We start from the raw sequence: 18,912 nt of genomic DNA on the forward strand, positions 1-18,912 counted from the left end.
GAAGGGGGCAGGTATCTGATGACGTGCCGCCGCGGGCGGGCCGTGACTCGTGCGACATTCAGGAGCGCGGAACCGGATTCCGGCCAGGTAACGGGACCACGCCTGGCACTTCAACCATGACACCATGCGCAACCTCACGTCCCGGATCGTCGACCGTCCCGTCCTACATGTGGAGCAGTCCGAGGGGCAGGTCACCTTCTCCCTGGGCGCACTGAGAGCCGGTGAGATCCCATGGCGTCAGACAGTGTTTCGGGATGTCGAACACCTGCAATTCCAACGAGTTGCAGTGATCCCGGTTCGTCGATTGCAGCGATTGTGAGCGTCCCCTATGGTCGTCGCGAGCCGGTCGGGAGCGAAACTGAACATGAACATTGCGGCCTTGAAGGAAAAGCTTGCTGCTGACGGATTCCGGGAGATCGACGTCCTGGAATGGGAAGCGGACAGGTTCAACGAGACGCACAGTCATCCATACACGGCACGCGCATACATATTGTCCGGCACGCTTACGGTGGACTGTGGCACCGAAGCCACGACTTGCGGAAAAGGCGACGAGTTCACCCTCGAGCCCAATATCCCGCATACGGAACGCGCTGGTCCGGAGGGCGTGAAATTCGTATTCGGCATTAAGCGCTAGTCATTGGAGCCGCCCGGCAGGCGGGCACGAACCGGGGAACTGTTCTGACTGGCCCCGATGGATCGGTCCAGTCGACCGGGGCTAATCGGCGTTCCGCGATCAGAATTCCGGATCAGCACCAGTCGACGCCCGGTCCACGAAGTCCATCCAACCCTCGCCGCGGAGGGTCTCGTTCGCCGGGAAACGCTCAGCGTGGGGTCGCTGGCGGACGCCCGGCCCCGCGCAGGAGATCCGGGACGCCGAGTTGCAACGCGGCCGCCCGGAGGTCATGCAGGGTGGTGTCGTTCAGTGGAATGCCGGCGTCCCGGTAGCTGGCGGCCGTCCGCGCCTCGAGGCCGCCAGGCGCGAACAGCGCCTCGATGCCCTCGGCGCGGCGCGACGTCAGGATTTGCTTGACAACCAGGTCCATACGGGACTTGAACCTGCCGACATCTTCGAAGAACGCGACGTTGATCGCTAGGTAGAACTGTCCATCGGCACCGGCAATGGCGCCATCCACCATGTTGCCCGATTCGGTCCCGTAGCCTGCACCTGAGAGCAGGCTCGACAGGATGCCCATGCATACGGCGAGCCCGAGGCCCTTGAAGGCGCCAATCGGCTGGATCAAGCCTTCAAGGGCAGCTGCGGGATCGGTGGTTGGCCGGCCCTCCCGGTCGAAGGCCCAGTCACCGGGGATGGGTTGACCTTTCTGCTGGTGGACCCTGATCTTGCCGTGAGCGGTCGCACCCAGCGCAATGTCGAGCACGACGGGTCCTTCCCCGCCCGATGGGATGCCGATGCCAATCGGATTGAGCCCAATGATCTTGTCGGTCCCACCCCAGGGAGCCATGGTGGGCAGGGCATTGGTCGTGGCGAAGCCGATCATGTCCTGATCAATGGCCATGCGGACATAGAAGTCCATGGTCCCGGCGTGGTTGCTTCCGCCCACGGCTGCGGCGGCCACCCCGGACGTGCGGGCGCACTCGATCGCCTGGCGCATCGCGAAGGCACCGCCGATCTGGCCCATGCTGTTGTCGCCATCCACGACGATGGCGCTGCCCGCCTGCCTGATGATCCGCGGCCGGCCCCGTGGGTTCACGCCGTCCCGGGTCAACTTCCGAACGTAATCCGGCACGCGCAGCACGCCGTGGGAGTGGATGCCCCGCAGGTCCGCCTGTACCAGGGAAGCCGCCAGCAACGCGGCGTCGTGCTCGGACATGCCGCAGGCGACGAAGATCGCCGCAGTCTGTTCCGCCAGGAGTCCATCGGCGATGCGCCGCTCACCTTCGGTGCCGGGGTATCGCGCCATCGCGTTCTCCCGCCAATTCAGCAATACGGCGAGAATACCGCCGCCACTACTGACGACATTCCGCCGGTCGCCGAGCGTCGGCACCATGGCTGGCGGGATGGCTGCGTCGCCCTCGGCTCTGCCGCCAGACACCCTCCCCAACGCCGAACCCGGCTGACGGCAGCCTGGAGGCCTGGGGTTTCGGCAACACGGGATCCCAACGGCCGCTGGCCGACGATTTCCCCACTGGCGTTGCTCCCCGGGGTCGGCACGCGGATTCGCTTCACCCTGATCGCGGGTGGCGTATCCTCCCCGCTTGCTGGCGGCGGCCTGCTGTAGCGAAACGGGCGCGTTCGGGCCATGCCGGCCTGGCCGCGTTGGGAAATACGCTCGGAGCAATGCGTCGCGGCCTTGGAGGAAGCAGGCGCAGGCAATGCACGTGTCGACAGGAACGTCTTGCAGTGGCAGCACGCGCACCGCGGAGGTGCACCGGGTGCCGCCGGAGTTCGGCGAGTTTGGCGGTCGACAGCCGAGCTCCTGCGCCCGCGGGAAGATATTGAACCCGACCGTTGCAGGCGGTTTCGGGCTCGTTCAGGTTGGCGACTGAATGCCCATCCGACTGACCTATGGCTCGCGGCAACAATTCCGTTGCCGCCATCACGACATAACAGTACTCGGTCGGGTTCTGAATGCTGCCTTCCCCGTCGAGGCGGCCGAGTTCGCTCTCAACGCCGGCTCTCCGCGCAACCTCTACGTCGAGCAGGAGGCCGACCGGAACATTGACTGGCTACACGGATACAAGCCGTCTCCGGCGGAGCTGCGCTGCCGGGACCAGGGAGAGTTCTGCATTGAAGTACCCTCCACGGACAGTGACTTGGCAACCGGCGAGAACGGACTCGCCATCACGGTTAGGGACGGCGCCGGGACACTCCACACATCGGAGATGACATTCACATGGTCGCCCGACCCCGTGCCCATGCCGCTGGACCTGCGGGATCTGACGCCCTTTCGGTCAGTCCAAGAGATTGGCCAGGTCATCAACGGTGCATTCGATCTGGATCCCGAGGCAAATTTGATCCGTTCCCGAGGGCCGGTGGCACCGGATGCCCTGCTGCTGCTGGGCTCCCAGCACAGTAACCAAGAGGCGACCTACCGGGTCCGCTTCACAGAAACCGCAGGCGCCAAATGGCTGGGATTATCCGATTTCTTTGCCGGGCTCACGGAGGGTGAGCCGCAACGAGGCATCAAGGTGGGCTGGTGCAGCGCGGGTATGGCGGCCCTTAGTCCGACGGACGGCGGCCGTTCGTTTTTGGCTTGGGGCGACCATTCGGGTGATCCACGAGAATGGGCCGTCGCCACCGATCCGGCAGCGCCGGTCGCGGTTGAGCGGGATTCTGCCTACCGGGTACGCCACCAGTCTTGTCATCACGGTGGCATCGGCCGAGTTCGCTATCGGATCTGGCCGGAAGGAAGCCCAGAGCCTGACGACTGGCTGTGCGTGGAAGAAGACCGACACGTCCCGCCAGAACTACCACGCAACCAGCAGGGCGCATTCGGATTATTTCAACACATGGGTCACCCCATCGAGTGGTCGGACATCCTCGTTCGGGCGCATGACCCCGCCCCCGGCGACCTGCCCGGTGCTAACCCGACCATCGCCCGGTTGCCGTTCCTGCGACGGGAGCGGCCCGGTGCTTTTTGAAGTATGGGCCCGCTTTCTGGCTTTCGGACTATCCGACACTCGAAGATAATCCGACAGTCCGAAGGGGCATGCCAGTGGTCGCGCTGGCCAAATCGGCACGCAGGCTCGGTGTCTGCCGAGGGGCCGGGCTTCCCTGGGCGGTGCGTGTCGGAACGCTGACGTCGGCACTGCCGAGTGCCAGACAGTGGTTGACCTGATTGCTTCGTTCGGTTCCCAACGGATCTACGGATGCCAGCAGGGGCACGCGCGGAATTTCTTCATGGTTGGAAGAAGCGAAGCACAGGTCCAGTGATACGGTGTCATCGGGGCACGGTGGTCCGGGAGCGACAGATCCACGCCGGAATCAGATGGAGTACGTTGAGGTGAAAACGACATGACCGTCGACCTCGCACCGTTCCGTGTCGATGTGCCGCAGGATGCGATCGCAGATCTACGCAAACGCTTGAGTCGCACGCGTTGGCCCGACCAAATCGACGGGTACGGATGGCAGCAGGGCGCGGAGCTCCATGCCGTTCAACGCTACGCGTCCTACTGGGCGAACGGGTACGACTGGCGGGCAGCGGAAGCTGATCTCAACCGGCTTTCCCACTTCACCGCACATGTGGCCGGGTTGCGACTGCATTTCGTGCACGAGCGTTCGCCCCATGCACGTGCCGTTCCACTCCTCATCCTGCACGGATGGCCGGGTTCATTCTTCGAGTTCCACAAGCTCATCGAGATGCTGACCCGCCCGGAACTGCACGGAGGCGATCCCGCAGACGCCTTTCACGTCATTGCCCCGTCTCTTCCGGGTTTCGCGTTCTCGGAACGACCGCACGAGCCTGGGATGCACCCGAGTGCGATCGCCGAAATCATGCACACGCTGATGCACGATGTGCTCAGCTACAAGCGCTACGCCGCGCAGGGCGGCGACTGGGGTGCGCTCGTCGCTTCAGGGATAGCGTTGCGGTATCCCAAGTCGGTCGTGGGGTTGCACCTGAACATGCAGGGCTACCGGGCGAAGACCGGTGGCGATGCCCGGCCCCTCGACGACGAGGAGAAGAAGTGGCTGGGCGATGCGCGCGCGATGTTTGCCGAGGACATGGCCTACTTCGCGATCCAGGGCACGCGCCCGACGTCGCTCGGCTACGGCTTGCACGATTCACCGGCCGGGCTCCTCGGCTGGTTCCTGGAAAAGTTCACCGCCTGGACCGATTGCGACGGGGTGCTAGAGAACGCGGTCACACGCGACGAGTTCCTGACGAACCTGATGCTCTATTGGGCGACGGGAAGCATCGCCTCCGCCGCGCGCATTTACTACGAGCACTTGCACACCGGCGACCGCGCGATACTCCCGGCTGGCCAACGGGTCGAGGTCCCGACTGCCATGGCGGTATTTCCCCGGGAGCTTCTGATCGGACCGCGCCAGTGGGTGGATCGGGCGTACAACATCGTCCGCTGGACGGAGATGCCGAGGGGCGGGCACTTTGCGGCGCTCGAGCAGCCGGAGCTTCTCGCCGCGGACATCCGGGCATTCTTCAGTGGCCGGTTCTCGTAGGCTCCTTCCGGAATTGGCGCCGCCCGTCCCTGACGGGACACTTCACCCGCGTAGGGCGTGACACGGATCTTGGAAGTGAGTTTGGGTGAGGGGGCGGCGGCTCCAAGCTGTCCGTCGCCCGCAGACGCTGTTGGCGGACATTGAAGGAATATCGTCAACACTTGGAAATCGATTCGCGCTGGCGGGTGGCAGTCCATTGTGGCGAGGCAAGCGCGCGCCTAGGATTTCGCCGCTGTTGACGGTTGCGGGTGACCCGCCATGAACCAGATTTCGCCTCCAGGGACGGCACCGACCAGGGCCGAGCACGCCAAGCGCACGACGACCTATCTTCGCGCCGGGGAGGAACGCGCCCGCGGGCTTGCCAATCGCGGACCGATCCGGTTCGGCGCCGACGGCAGCCTGCATCCCGACATCCTGAAGGCTTACTGGAAGCACGGTTTCTACGTGTTCCGAAGCGTGGTGGGCGAAGCGGAGCTGGAGGAGCTTCGACGCGACGCTGACATGATGATCGAGCGCGCGCCCATGCGTCCGGGCGCCGATCTCGACAGGCACGGCCGCCCGGCCCTCGGGCGGGACTATGCCCGCGAGCCCTACACGCTGGTGAAGCCGCTCTCCGACCCCTGGGGCGGCACGGACCAGCTCAACGGCCGGCATCCGCACCAAATGGTCCAGCCGCAGCCCGACGCCGATGCGCCGGAATATGTGGTCTTCCTGATGTACGGCATGTGCCAGGCGATGCCGTCGGCGCTCCGGGTGTATGGCCATCCGCACCTCTTGACCGTGGCGGAAGCGATCAACGGGACGGACTTCGTCCCCTACAACGACGCGATCTTCGTCAAGCAAGCAGGCGTCGGCGGCTCCGTCGCATGGCACCAGGACGGCGTCACCCACTGGGAATCGTCCGATTGGGACGAGGGCATCCACGGCTTCAACTTCCAACTGCAGCTGTATCCGACGACGCCCGCCAATTGCCTCTGGGTCGTGCCAGGCACCCACAAGCAAGGACGGATCAACATCAGGCGGCGGGTCGCGGAGAACGGCGGCGATGAAAAACTGCCGGACGCCGTGCCGCTCGTCTGCGAGCCCGGCGACGTCACGATCGTCAATCGTCAAATGTTGCACGGCTCTTTCGCGAACAGCTCGCCCGACAAGCGCATCTCGATCACCATGGGCTTCCACCGCCGCCGGTCGGTTCTGGGCCAGCGGGGCAAGCTCAAGATGGGTGCCGATCAGGTCTACGACGAGCAGCGCATCTTCGACCGCTCAGCCGTGATCCAGGTCGCCATCGACGCGCGGCGGCAGCGCTTTCCCGAAGAAACGCCTTTCCGCTACCGCCCCTTTGCGGGGCAGGAGGACCGGTTCCGCTACAACGACGAGACCTACGAGCGGGTCCTCCGGGACTACAACACGAAGGACCTGGCGATCTGACGCCCGCGCGCGGAAGCGCGGACAAGCAGGCACGAGCATCGCCGCAATGTGCGACTTCCTCTGTCGTGGCGCCCAGGGAACCCCATGAAGGCGAGCAATCGAACGCGCACGGGCTCGCAGGGCCAGTTGTGTCGATGCATCAGCCCGCAAGTTGGGCTTGAGCACCAAGCCTATCTGGCTTAGGGAACCGCAAGCGATTGGAACTAAGTCTGTCTGCCAACGCATGGAGGCCCCGTTGCTGCCCGCCGACGCAACCATACGGCGAGCGCCGTGACGTCGTCAGTCTCGTGCCCCGGGGTTTCGGTTTCAGAACTTCCGGTGAGATTTCGCGCCGTAGCTGCAGTCAACCGCCTTGGTTCCGCCGGCATGGGCCCCGCGATCGTCTTAGCGAGAGCGCATGTGGTGCACACCGCGTCGATGATTTCGCCCAACCGCTGAACCCCAATTGACGGAGCACCGGCGCTGCAGTTCTTCGAAGCCTGCACCACGTTCTTCGACGAAGCGAGCTCTGCCGCCCGCTCTCGAGTATGAACCACGGCAAGCGCAATAAGGCCTCACCCGAGCTGGTCGAATAGACTTGGCTTGAGGTCGCTGCTCGCTGACATGCGACTGGCCCACATGACAATCCGCACACCCACGAGCGAATTGGTGAACCCACGATGAGACAAATTCTCGCAGCGCTTGCCGCAACCGCAACGCTCGCGGCGGGGCACGTGAATGCCGACACGCTGGCCCCCGCCCCGCAGATCATCGCCGAGTACGACCGCAGCTTCATCGAGCGCTTCGGCGCCCAGACGTTTGGCGAGATGCTCGACACGGGCATCATCCGCTATTTCTTCACCGGCGGGCGCGACCTGCTCATCCTGGTCAACGGGCGGCCCTACGCAACGACCGCGGCCAGCCTAGACACCCTCCCGCTCTCGGCGGTCGAGCGCATCGAGGTGCTGCGGGCCGAGAGCCTGGGGATACACGGCGGCCATGCCGCGGTACGTGGCGCATTCAACCTCGTGCTGCGGAACGATCTGGACGGCTTCGACGTGCGCGCCGTCACCCGGATGCCGAGTCGCGACGGCGGCGCCGCGCGCCAGGGCGGCGTCGTATGGGGAGGCGCGATCGGTGATGGCGGACACTTGACCGTCGGCGTCGACATCCTCGACCGCCAGGAGATTGCCGGCAGGACCCGCGAGCACAGCCGCTCCGAGTGGACGGAGGGCGGAAGCTTCGCGGACGCGAAGAACGTGAGCATCGGCGGCAACACCGTCTACATCTACAACCGAAACACAGAGGAACTGAGATCCATCTCGCTCGGCATGTGCGACCAGGCGCTTGGCTACACCGGCCCGCTCAGCAACCCTTCGGGGATTGAATCGGGTGACAAGGGCTGCGGGTTTGCCTACGGCAATCTTTGGTGGGACAGCCCGAGCTACGACCAGAGGAACGCGATCCTGAACCTCAACCACCCGATTGGAGAGCGTGCCGAGCTCCACGCGGACGCCAACGTCACGCACGGACGCGGGGCGTTCCGTTACGCACCATCGATCGATGTTTTCTCCGTCGCCCCAAGCGAGAAACTGCTCGACGCGATCAATGAATCGGCACGCCAGGCCGACCCGGCGTTCGAGGCGACGAGCGAGAACATTTTCTCGGTCGGGCACCGTTTCATCGGCCACGGCAACCGAGATTGGAATTGGGACACCAAGGCGTACGACGCCTCGGCGAGCATCAGGGGCCGGCTCACCGAAAGCCTCGGTTACGACGCCCGCGTCGAAGCCTCCAAGTACGACGGCTCGCTGTCGGGCGACACCTTCGTGGACGCCGAAACCATCAGGCACGAGATCGCGGCCGGAAGATACGACCTGACGAATCCGCTGTCGGTGAAACCGGACCACCTGGAAGCGATCGAGAGGAGCAGCCTGCGCGAGGAGGAGGACACGGGCTCGAGGTATCTGGGCGCGCGTCTCGCGCTCAAGGGCGCTGGGCCGAGCGTCGGCGGGCGCACCGCGGCATGGACCGCGGGGGTCGAACTTGGCAGCGCGGAAGCGCACCGACTGCTGGCGTTCCGGGCTAGCGATGGCCGGACCCGCGACGTGAACGGGGTGCTCGGGTCGGGCGGCACCAGCTACGCCGGCGAGCGCGATGCGGCGGCAGCCTTCGCCGAGGTGTCCCTGCCGCTCGCCGACGCCGTGGACGTGAGAGCCGCAGCACGGGCCGACGAGTTGGATGACGTCGGCGGGCTGCGCGCGTGGCGCCTCGGAGCCGAGTACCGCCCGAGCGACATCATCACACTGCGCGGCTCGTGGAGCGCTGGCGAGGGGGCACCCTCCATGTACCACCTGCACAGCACCGCGGCGCAGGACCACCCCTATGTCCGTTGCATTCCGGAGAGCGGGCCGCCGCCGCGCACGTGCGACACGGCGAACTACCGGCAGGTGACGCGCCGCACGACCGGCAACCCCGAACTCAAGCCGTCGGGATCGGAGAGGCACTCCATTGGCGCGGAAGCCCGAAAAGGTCCGTTCTACCTCGTCGTCGACTGGTACCGACTCACGGCTTCGGATCTGGCTGGGCAACACGATGCGACTTGGGCAATGCTGAATCGCCCCGAATGCCCGCCGGGCGGCGGCAGCAACTGCATCGAGCGCGCAGCCGGAGACATCTCCATCCACGACAGTTTCGCCAACATCGTCAGTAACGAGATTTCGGGAATCAACACCCGGTTCGGGGCGGGCACAGAAACCGGCTGGGGCTTCATCGCCGTGCGCGGGTTCTGGCGTTACGTCACCGACAGCGAGGAGCACATCGCCGGCGAAGAGCAGCGGTTACCGCTCCCGCGCAATGCGGTGCGTATCGTGACCTCGGCTGGACGCGGAGGACTTACGGTTTCCTGGGCCTTGAACTACCGCGACGAGATTGAGAGTCAGTTGGGCGACGGACAGTTCAGTTCCTGGACTGGCCACGATGTGACGCTCGACTGGAAGAAGCCGCTGGGGCTCGAAAACATGCGGCTAACCACAGGTGTGTACAACGTCACCGACACGAAGCTCTCTACGAACACCGCGCATCCCTCCGCGACCGACGGGCCGCGTGCGGCCGGCTGGGGACGCACCTTCTTTGCAACCCTCAACACGCGCTTCTGAGGTCGTGCACGAAGGACAAATGCATCGCGTGTATCGACCAAGCGTCGAGTGCACACACTGCCGCCATGCGGGGCCGTGTCGTGTCGCTGCCGGAGACATGGGCGTTGAATGGGGTCGGGCCGGACTTCCGGATCGTCAATCACTGCCTCGGCGAGATTGACCACCAACTGCTTCGTCCCGGGCATGCGCTCGCGATGAACCTGACCCAAGTGTCCGGTCCCGGTTGAGCGCCTGCGCGTTGACGGTCTCTAGGTCGGACGCCGCGGGGGGCACCGCGAACGCGAATCTTGTTGTCAATCAACCGCTGTTTGCATTGGAACCGACCGCATTGCCGCTTGCCACTTCCGGATGTGACGTGGCGTCGCGTTGATCCGCAACGGGCGGTTGTGCCGCTGGCCAAGGGCTTGGACGCGTTGTTGTCCAGCGCGGCCCCTGGGGCGGGCTTCGGCGCGACGAGGCGGCAATGACGCTGGAAACCGACGCCTTCCTGGACGATTCTGGAGACCGCACGCTGCCGACAATCATTGCGGCGCGGTCCCAGCCGGCGCGACCGCCGGAACGACAGTTGGCCCTGCGCGGTCCGGCACCGCAACCGGAAACGCGTCCCTACGGGCCGGGAACCAGCCATGAGCAACGACCAACTCTCCTACCTCTCGGCAACTGAAGCCGCCGCTCTCGTCCGCGACGGCTCGCTGTCGCCGGTCGAACTCGTGATGAACGCGCTCGAGCGCATCGAGGAGGTCAACCCGACGCTCAACTGCTTCTGCTTCACGTATCCGTCGGATGCCATCGAGCAGGCGCGCGCGGCGGAACGAGCGCTCGCGGCGGGCGATCAGGTGGGCCCGTTGCACGGGGTGCCCATCGCCATCAAGGACCTCACTCCCACCAAGGGCAAGACGACCACCTTCGGCTCCCACGCCTACAGGGACTGGGTGCCCGATTTCGACGCGCTGGTCGTGCAGAATCTGTGTGCGGCCGGTGCCATCATGGTGGGCAAGACAACGACGCCCGAGTTCGCATTCTCCAGCCTTACCGACAGCCCGCTGTGGGGGATCACCCGCAACCCGTGGAACCCGGACCACACGCCGGGCGGGTCGTCGGGCGGCTCTGCCGCCGCCGTGGTGGCGGGCTGCGTGCCGCTTGCGGAAGGCTCGGACGCCGGCGGCTCGGTGCGGATCCCCGCCTCGCACAGCGGCTGCGTGGGAATGAAGCCGAGCTCGGGCCGGATCCCCTTCGAGTTCCTGCCGACCCAGTTCGACTACATGTGCTGCCACGGCCCCCTCTCACGCACCGTGGCGGACGCAGCGCTGTTCCTGAAGCTGTGCCAGGGGCCGGATGAGCGCGACCTCAACTCGCTCGCGCCGGCGCTGGCAATTGACGTGCCGCCGCCGAGCGACGTGCGCGGCCTGCGACTCGCGCTCTCGACCGACCTCGGCTACTACCGGGTCGACCCGGACGTAGCGGCAAACACCCGCGCCGCCGCCGCCGCCCTCGCGCAGGCGGGCGCAGAGGTTGAGCCCGTCGAGCTCGGCTGGAGCAGGGCTTTCAACGACGCGTGGCTGGCCTACTGGAGTGTGTTCCAGGCCACGCATTTCGGCCAGCACCTAGAGCGCTGGCAGGACCTGATGCACCCCTCCGTAGTCGCGGCAATGGAGGAGGCCCGGGCGATGAGCGCGGTCGAACTCATGAAGACGGAGACGATCTACACCGATGCCTGGAACGCGCTGCGGCCGATCCTCGAGCGCTGTGACGCGCTGCTCTGCCCGACGGAATCAATCCCGGCGCCCCCAGTCGACTACGACGAGCTCGGCTCCATGGGTGACACCGACGACGGCCGGCACATGGGCATGGACATGACCATGCAGTTCAACGCGCTCAAGCTGCCTGCGCTCTCCGTTCCCTCAGGCTTCTCGTCTCAGGGGCTGCCCACGGGCCTGCAGATCGTCGGCCGCCGCTTCGACGATGTGACGGTGCTCCGCATCGGCGCCGCGCTGGAGGAGGCCTGCCCCTGGCGCCAGCACCGACCGAGCCTGTGACGGACGACCCGCATGGGACCAATCCGAGAACGGGCGTGTGCAGGGAACCGAACACCATCCGTGCCACGGGAGCACTGGGAAATCTGGCCAGACATCTTGGCAACGCGAGCCAAGCCTGCAAGATGTTAGGCCAGTCGCGTGCGCCCAAGTGATTCGGTGCTGCTGTCGCAATCCTGCCCAACTGCCATCACGGTGAACCCGATCGAATGACGAACGGAACTGAAACCCTCATCCGGCTCCTGAGCACCGTCGGCCTCGGATCGTGGGTGGTGCAAGTGTTCGTGGTGGTCCTTGCGACTGCCCTGCTCGCGTTCGCCTCGAGCCGCCTGGTGGCACGGTTGCATCCAACGCTCAAGCGCACTCCCAGCGTGTGGGATGAGAGCCTCGTCGAAGCGATCGGCCCGCCCTTGCGCGTGTTCCTCTGGGTCGCAGGCATCGCGTTCGCGATCGAAATCATCCAGAACGAGGTCGGGGCCACCATTTTCGAAGCAGTCGACCCGATCCGGGACGTGGGCCTCATCGCCGCGGTCGCATGGTTCCCGGTACGGTTCATTCGTATCGCTGAAGTCAATTTCATTGCAGATCGGGAAGTCAAGGGCGAAGAGGTCGACCGGGCCACCCTCGATGCAATCGTCAAGTTGCTCCGGCTCTCCGTGATGATCACCGCCTTCCTGGTGGCTTTGCAGACCCTCGGGTTCAGCATCTCCGGCGTGCTTGCCTTCGGCGGCATCGGCGGAATCGCGGTTGGTTTCGCGGCAAAGGACCTGCTCGCGAACTTCTTCGGCGGGCTGATGATCTACCTTGACCGTCCCTTCGCGATCGGAGACTGGATTCGCTCGCCTGACCGCCAGATCGAAGGCACCGTGGAACGGATTGGATGGCGCCTGACGGTGATCCGTGGTTTCGACACCCGGCCGCTGTACATCCCCAATAGCGCGTTCGCCAACATCGCAGTGGAAAATCCCTCCCGCATGCGGAACCGCCGCATCTACGAAACCATCGGCATCCGCTATGACGATGTCACAAGGATGGGAGCCATCGTGGCCGACGTCGAGGCAATGCTGCGCACGCACGCCGATATCGACGCCGACAAGTTCCTGATGGTCAACTTCGACGCCTTCGCCCCGTCCTCGCTCGACTTCTTCATCTATTGCTACACGCGCACGACCGACTGGGCGCAGTACCATCAAGTAAAGCAGGACGTGTTGCTGCGCATCGCCGAGGTCATCGCCCGCCACGGCGCGGAAATCGCGTTCCCGACGTCCACCGTGCACCTTGCCGGGGACACCCTTCAGGCAGGCGAGAGTGCGGCGGGCTCCCGCAGCCGGGAAGAGCCACCCCCCGACGCTGGCTGATGCGCCGGTTGCTCTAGTTGAACGCCATTGACCGCGTTCTGCAATCCGTTCAGCACGCTCCACGATCGGTCCGTCCCCCTCCTTGCCCGGAAACAAGGAGACCCCTGGATTCGTTCGCCACAGCACCCAGCCTGTCGGGGAGAATCACCGCGATCGGTTTCGCGACGCTCGCCGCCTGCTGACCGCCTGGCATGGGTTCTGCCGAAGGCATCTGACAGAACGCGAATTCCCTCGCGTCGAGCATGAGACCGCCGCCGTGGCCGCGTGGGGGTGTTTCTTCACAATCGATACGAGGTTGGCCTTTGGCCGTTCGACATCGTTTTCTTTGTGCCGGCCACGGTGGGAAGGCCTCCAGGTCACCGAGAGCTCTGTTGGGAGCTATATGTTGGACTATGATTCTCGTGCACCAGCCCTGTTCGCCGACTTGCAAATAAGCTCAAGATCCAGAACAGCCAGCCCTCCGCCATCACGGGCATTAGCCATCTGTGGCCCAGTTGCGACCAATGACTGATTCGGCACCAATCGTCACGATTTTCGGCGCGGCCGGGTTCGTCGGGCGCGCGGTGGTCCGATGCTTTGCCAGAGCCGGTTGGCGGGTGCGGGCTGGCACCCGCAGACCTCAGCAAGCCAAATTCCTCCGGACACTCGGCGAGTTGGGCCAAGTCGTGCCTGTCACCGCCGATGTGCGTCTGCCCTCGACCCTGCTGCCAGTGGTCCAAGGCTCCCGAGCGGTCGTAAATCTCGCAGGAATCCTCGCGCCAACAGGGAAGCAGACCTTTGCAGCCGTGCATGTCGACGGCGCTGCGAATGCCGCCAACGCGGCCGCCGCCGCAGGCGCAACGAGCTTCGTCCACGTTTCCGCCATCGGCGCAGACCCTTCCGCGCGATCGGACTACGCGCGAACCAAGGGATTGGCGGAACTGCGAGCGCTGGAACGCTTCGCCGCCACTTCGGTGTTGAGGCCCGGCATCGTGTTCGGTCCCGAGGATCAATTCTTCAACCGGTTTGCAGCGGTCATGCGAATTGCGCCGGCAATGCCGGTACCTGGCGGAGGTCTTGTCCGATTGCAGCCGGTTTACGTAAACGATGTTGCGGAAGCCATATTCCGAGCTGCGACGATGGCCGAGGCGGCCGGCCAGACCTATGAGCTGGGTGGGCCAAGTGCGCGTTCACTGATCGACATCCTTCGATGGATTCGTGAACAGGTGAGCCGCCACTGTGCACTGGTTCCGATCCCGTTCGCCCTGCTTTGGCCACCGGCCCTGCTGATGGAATGCCTGCCGAGCCCGCCATTGACCCGAGACCAGCTCCGCCTGCTCGCCAGAGACAACGTTGTGTCCGACGGCGCGGGCACGCTCTCGGACCTCGGCATAGAACCGACCGCGTACGAGGGTATTGCCCCGGCGTATCTCGAGCGTTTCCGACCGGGGGGCAAGTCGGCGGGCTGACGGCACGTCACATCTCGATGGGCCTGAAGGGGCTATTGCGCGGCGGCTGAGCGCTGCAAGAAAATGCGCCCAAGGGCGCGGTTTCCGGCCGCCCGTGTATGCGAGATCCGACTTGTCGGCCTGGCCGCACGAAGCTGCAAACGACTAAAGTGAAGCCGACCGCCGGCGTCGGATCCGGACGGGAGTTCTCCGTGTGCAACCTCTACGCCAATACGATGCCGCAGGAGGCGATGCGGCGTCTCTTTGAGGCCATCGATCGACTGGGCAACCTGCCATCGCTTACGGCTATCTTTCCGGACGCCGACGTACCCATCGTGCGCTTGGGGCAAGGCGGTCGCCGCGAACTGGTCTCGGCACGATGGGGATGGACACGGACCGCCCGCAGCTGGGTCACCAACGCCAGGAACCTGGAGCGGAGTTGGCGAGTCATCCAGAACGTGGAGCAGCGGTGCCTGGTTCCGGCCACCGCCTTCGCCGAGTACCACCCCACTGCGACCATCCCGGGCGCCCACGGTAGACCGATCAAGGCTGCCGCGTGGTTTCGCCTGACCGGTCCGACCGAGCGACCTCCGTTCGCGTTCCCCGGATTCTGGCGTCCATGGGACTGGAAGACTGACGGTATGCGCCGCACGAGCGATCGGGACCTCGCGGCAGACGGCGAGGCAACCCGCGCGATGGTGTTCCTGACCTGCCCGCCTAACGGAGTCGTTCGACCCATTCACCCGAAGGCGATGCCGGTCGTGCTCCATACCGAGGAACAATTCGAGACATGGCTTACTGGCGACGCGGTCAGTGCCGCAAACCTCCAGCGCCCGTTGCCAAATGCGATGCTGGAGATCGCCTTCATCGGCGCGAAGGCCGATGAGATCAGCCCATAAGCTCGCAACGCCGAGGAACGGCAGACAGCGATTGTGCCATATCGTGCAGTTCTGTGCCTAACCCAGCGTGCCGAAGCCTGTCACCTCGGCACAAGCGCGGCGCAAGCTCCGGTAATGCACCGGCCCCGGCCAAGATCAAGCTACGTCGGCCGCCTAAAGACTGTTGCCGCCCGCGCGTCATCAGGAACGACAGAAGCTACTGCTAGCGCAGAATGTTTGCGGAGCGCGTGAAACGCATCCGCGCGTGATGAAGGCCGGCCACTGGTGTCCCGGAACGCTTGCCAGCACGTTTTGACACAATCATGCACGAAAGGCACGAGTGACGGCTCGCTGCGCGATTCCACGAAGCGTCGATGCATGGGACAAACTGCGGCCGGCCGGTGCAACCGGCGTGCAGCCGAAGCCGTCCGGTCGCGCTCAATCACGGAGAAGTTCGTTGACCGAGGTCTTTGCCCTGGTCTGGGCGTCGACCCGCTTCACGATGACAGCGCAGGCGAGTGCGGGACCGGGCCTGCCGTCCGGGAGGGACGCGCCGGGCAGGGTGCCGGGCACTACCACGGCGCCCGCCGGGATCCTTCCACGGACGAATTCACCGGTGGCGCGGTCGACGACCTTGGTCGACTGCCCGACGAATACGCCCATCGACAGCACCGCCCCTTCCTCGACAATCACGCCTTCAGCAACCTCCGAGCGGGCGCCGATGAAGCAATTGTCCTCGATGATGACCGGCTTTGCCTGGACGGGTTCCAGCACGCCGCCGATCCCCACGCCGCCCGAGATGTGGCAGTTTCGCCCGATCTGGGCGCAGCTCCCGACGGTGGCCCAGGTATCGATCATCGTCCCGGCGCCCACGTACGCTCCGACGTTCACGAAACACGGCATCAGGACCGCGGCGGGCGACACGTAAGCGGAATGACGGACCACACTGCCCGGTACCGCGCGAAAACCGGCTTCCTGGAAACGCTCCTCCGTCCACCCGGCGAACTTGGATTCAACCTTGTCCCACCATTGCGCGCCGCCGGCCGCACCGGAAATGGTCGACATCGGCGACAGCCGGAAGGACAGCAGCACGGCTTTCTTTGCCCACTCGTTGACCTTCCATGCACCGGCGCGTTTTTCGGCCACCCGCAGTTCGCCGGCGTCGAGCCTGGCCAGCACTTCGGTCACGGCCTCACGCAGCGGCCCCTGCGTGCTGGCGTCGATCCGATCGCGAATCTCCCAGCCCGACTCGATGGTTGCTTCCAGCGTGGTAGTGGTCATGTGTGAACTCCCCAATCCTGCTCGGCGACCGTCCGCGCCAGGAACCCGACGAGATCATCCACGACGAAATCGAAATCGCGTTCGGTCAGGCCGTCCATCAAGTGTTTCGGCATATCCCCTCGAATCCAGGCGGTGCGCATCCCGAGGTCGGACGCCGGGCGCAGATTCCTCGGAATGTCCTCGAACATCACCGCCTGTTCCGGCGTCACCGCGTGCATTTGGATCAGGCGCCGATACGCCTCCGGCGCAGGCTTGGCCTGAAATTCCGCATCCCGGATCGAAAAGATCGCGTCGATCTGCGCCCTGCAGTCAAGTCGGTCCAGTACCCGCTCCGCATGCTCGGTCGGTGAGTTGGTGAAGACCATCCGACGCCCAGGCAGCACGGCCAGGGCAGCGGCAAGGTCGGGCGATGGTGCGATGGCGGAAAGGTCAAGGTCGTACACGTGGTCGAAGTAGTCCTGGACGTTCACCCCGTGGTGACGGATCAAGCCGACCAGTGTCAGGCCGTAGTCGCGAAAGTACCGGCGTTGCAGCGTCTGGGCCTCATCATCATCGGAGATCGCCAGCCGGTCCTTAAGAAAGCGCCGCATCCGCAGGCCGCTCTGGCGGGTGATCCCGGCCTCGGCCGGATACAGCGTATTGTCGAGATCGAAAATCCAGTACCGCGTGTCTGCGAGCAGCACGCTCACTGGTCGGCGGCCCGGACCATGGTTCCGCCTCCCGCCTTCGTGAATACCTCGACCAGCAGCGTGTGCGCCGTTGTACCATCCAGAATCGTCGCGGCGCCGACGCCCGCCTGCACCGCTTTCATGCACATGCGAACTTTCGGGATCATGCCCCCGGTGACAATGCCGTTATCGATCAGTCGCTGCGCCTCGGCAGCGGTGATGGCCGGCAACAGGTTTCCGTCCACGCCACGCACGCCGGGGACATCCGTCAGGACGTAGAGCCGGGCCGCCTGGACGGCAATGGCAATCTCGCCCGCGACGGTGTCCGCATTGATGTTGAACGTCTCGCCGTCCCGAGACCCCCCGACCGGGGCAATGACCGGGACCACGTCCGACTGACTGAAGAGATCGAGGATCGAGCCGTCCACCTCGACCGGACGACCGACAAAGCCGTAGTCGAGCACGCGCTCGATGGTCGATTCCGGGTCACGCTCAGCCTTGCGGCTCAGCGGTTCAGCATGAAACAAACCGGCATCCTTGCCCGACAAACCCACCGCCCGTCCGCCGGCCTGATTGATATCCGACACGATCTGCTTGTTGATCCGGCCCGACAGCACCATCTCGACGACCTCGGCCGTCTGACGGTCGGTCACCCGAAGACCGTCGACGAACGTGGACTTGATCTTCAGCCGCTCGAGCATGGCGCCGATCTGCGGGCCGCCCCCATGCACCACCACCGGATGAATGCCGACCTGCTTCAGGAGCACGATGTCGCGGGCAAAGGCGGACTGGAGGACCGGATCCCCCATCGCGGCCCCGCCGTACTTGATGACGAATGTGTGGCCGGCGTGCCGCTGGGCGTACGGCAGCGCCTCCGCCAGCGTAGCGGCAACCTGACGTACGTCGTCGGTGGTGGCGGGCGATGAGACCTCAGACATGCGCGCACCCTATTCGGTAACGGCCAAGTCTGCGAGAACCGACCGCACCGCGTCGATCCCGACACCCGATGTCGCAGACGTGACAAGAAGCTGTGGAATCGCCGCCGGATGCGTGGCGACCCGGGCCTCGGTCTCGCGCTGACGCGTTGCGAGCTCGGGTTCCTTGAGCTCGTCAACCTTGGTCAGGACCACCTGGTAGGCCACGGCCGCCCCGTCAAGCTCTCGCATCACTTCCTCGTCGCGGGTGCCCAACCCCCGTCTAGAATCCACCAGCAAGAACATGCGCCGCAGGTTCGCCCGCCCGCGCAGGTAATCCCGCGCCAACCGCGTCCACTTCCGTACCTTGGACCGTGACACGCGTGCATAGCCGTAGCCCGGAAGATCCACCAGCATCAGCACGTCTCCCAGAGCGTAAAAATGGAGCAGCTGGGTACGGCCGGGGACGGAACTGGTCCGCGCCAGCTGGCGCCGGCCGAGGACCGCGTTGAGCAGGGTCGACTTGCCCACGTTGGACCGCCCCCCGAAGCAGACCTCGGGTGCGCCCATCGGCGGCAGGCCCGAAAGATCCGCCACCGCGGCATGGTGCCGCGCCGTCATCCGCCAGAGCTCACCGGCCATGCAACG

At 65.1% G+C, this 18,912-nt stretch carries 14 protein-coding genes; 9 read left to right on the forward strand and 5 right to left on the reverse strand.

Annotated features, from left to right (window positions below):
* Positions 1–364: 364 nt before the first annotated feature.
* A complete protein-coding gene (locus OXH60_11260; protein MDE0712697.1) occupies positions 365–634 on the forward strand; it encodes a cupin domain-containing protein in 270 nt (89 codons plus the stop codon).
* A gap of 187 nt (positions 635–821) precedes the next feature.
* Here the strand turns inward: OXH60_11260 and OXH60_11265 are convergent, their stop codons facing one another.
* On the reverse strand, positions 822–2,054 hold the full coding sequence (locus OXH60_11265; protein ID MDE0712698.1) for an Ldh family oxidoreductase: 1,233 nt from the start codon (positions 2,052–2,054) through the stop codon (positions 822–824).
* A 454-nt stretch (positions 2,055–2,508) separates the two neighbouring features.
* On the opposite strand from OXH60_11265, the gene OXH60_11270 reads away from it, so the two are divergent.
* The 8 genes from OXH60_11270 to OXH60_11305 all read left to right on the forward strand — a co-directional run bounded on the left by OXH60_11270 (position 2,509) and on the right by OXH60_11305 (position 15,422).
* Complete coding sequence (locus OXH60_11270; GenBank protein MDE0712699.1) at positions 2,509–3,603, forward strand: hypothetical protein; 1,095 nt, start codon at positions 2,509–2,511, stop codon at positions 3,601–3,603.
* A gap of 373 nt (positions 3,604–3,976) precedes the next feature.
* Entirely contained in the window at positions 3,977–5,140 is a 1,164-nt protein-coding gene (locus tag OXH60_11275; GenBank protein ID MDE0712700.1) for an epoxide hydrolase, read from the forward strand.
* 258 nt (positions 5,141–5,398) lie between these two features.
* Positions 5,399–6,568, forward strand: a complete 1,170-nt coding sequence (locus OXH60_11280) for a phytanoyl-CoA dioxygenase family protein (protein ID MDE0712701.1) — start codon at positions 5,399–5,401, stop codon at positions 6,566–6,568.
* A 659-nt stretch (positions 6,569–7,227) separates the two neighbouring features.
* Positions 7,228–9,705: a TonB-dependent receptor gene (locus OXH60_11285; GenBank protein MDE0712702.1), complete on the forward strand. Its 2,478-nt coding sequence runs from the start codon at positions 7,228–7,230 to the stop codon at positions 9,703–9,705.
* A 626-nt stretch (positions 9,706–10,331) separates the two neighbouring features.
* Positions 10,332–11,741, forward strand: a complete 1,410-nt coding sequence (locus tag OXH60_11290) for an amidase (protein ID MDE0712703.1) — start codon at positions 10,332–10,334, stop codon at positions 11,739–11,741.
* A 206-nt stretch (positions 11,742–11,947) separates the two neighbouring features.
* Entirely contained in the window at positions 11,948–13,096 is a 1,149-nt protein-coding gene (locus OXH60_11295) for a mechanosensitive ion channel family protein (GenBank protein MDE0712704.1), read from the forward strand.
* Between the two features lie 503 nt (positions 13,097–13,599).
* On the forward strand, positions 13,600–14,544 hold the full coding sequence (locus OXH60_11300) for a complex I NDUFA9 subunit family protein (protein ID MDE0712705.1): 945 nt from the start codon (positions 13,600–13,602) through the stop codon (positions 14,542–14,544).
* Between the two features lie 191 nt (positions 14,545–14,735).
* The gene (locus tag OXH60_11305; GenBank protein ID MDE0712706.1) at positions 14,736–15,422 is read left to right on the forward strand and encodes an SOS response-associated peptidase family protein; all 687 of its coding nucleotides are present in this window, start codon (positions 14,736–14,738) and stop codon (positions 15,420–15,422) included.
* A 417-nt stretch (positions 15,423–15,839) separates the two neighbouring features.
* Here OXH60_11305 and dapD read toward each other — a convergent pair whose 3' ends face one another.
* From dapD to yihA, 4 genes are read right to left on the reverse strand one after another with little or no spacing between them, the layout of a single operon-like run.
* Positions 15,840–16,682, reverse strand: coding sequence for a 2,3,4,5-tetrahydropyridine-2,6-dicarboxylate N-succinyltransferase (gene dapD, locus OXH60_11310; protein ID MDE0712707.1), 843 nt, complete (start codon positions 16,680–16,682; stop codon positions 15,840–15,842).
* Entirely contained in the window at positions 16,679–17,365 is a 687-nt protein-coding gene (locus OXH60_11315) for a pyrimidine 5'-nucleotidase (protein ID MDE0712708.1), read from the reverse strand. Before OXH60_11315 ends, dapD begins: the two co-directional genes overlap by 4 nt.
* A 2-nt stretch (positions 17,366–17,367) precedes the next feature.
* Entirely contained in the window at positions 17,368–18,288 is a 921-nt protein-coding gene (gene argB, locus OXH60_11320; protein ID MDE0712709.1) for an acetylglutamate kinase, read from the reverse strand.
* 9 nt (positions 18,289–18,297) lie between these two features.
* The gene (yihA, locus tag OXH60_11325) at positions 18,298–18,906 is read right to left on the reverse strand and encodes a ribosome biogenesis GTP-binding protein YihA/YsxC (GenBank protein ID MDE0712710.1); all 609 of its coding nucleotides are present in this window, start codon (positions 18,904–18,906) and stop codon (positions 18,298–18,300) included.
* Positions 18,907–18,912: the final 6 nt, after the last annotated feature.

The sequence above is a fragment of the Rhodospirillales bacterium genome (assembly GCA_028824295.1).
In the GTDB taxonomy this organism is placed as follows: Bacteria; Pseudomonadota; Alphaproteobacteria; order TMED109; family TMED109; genus VXPW01.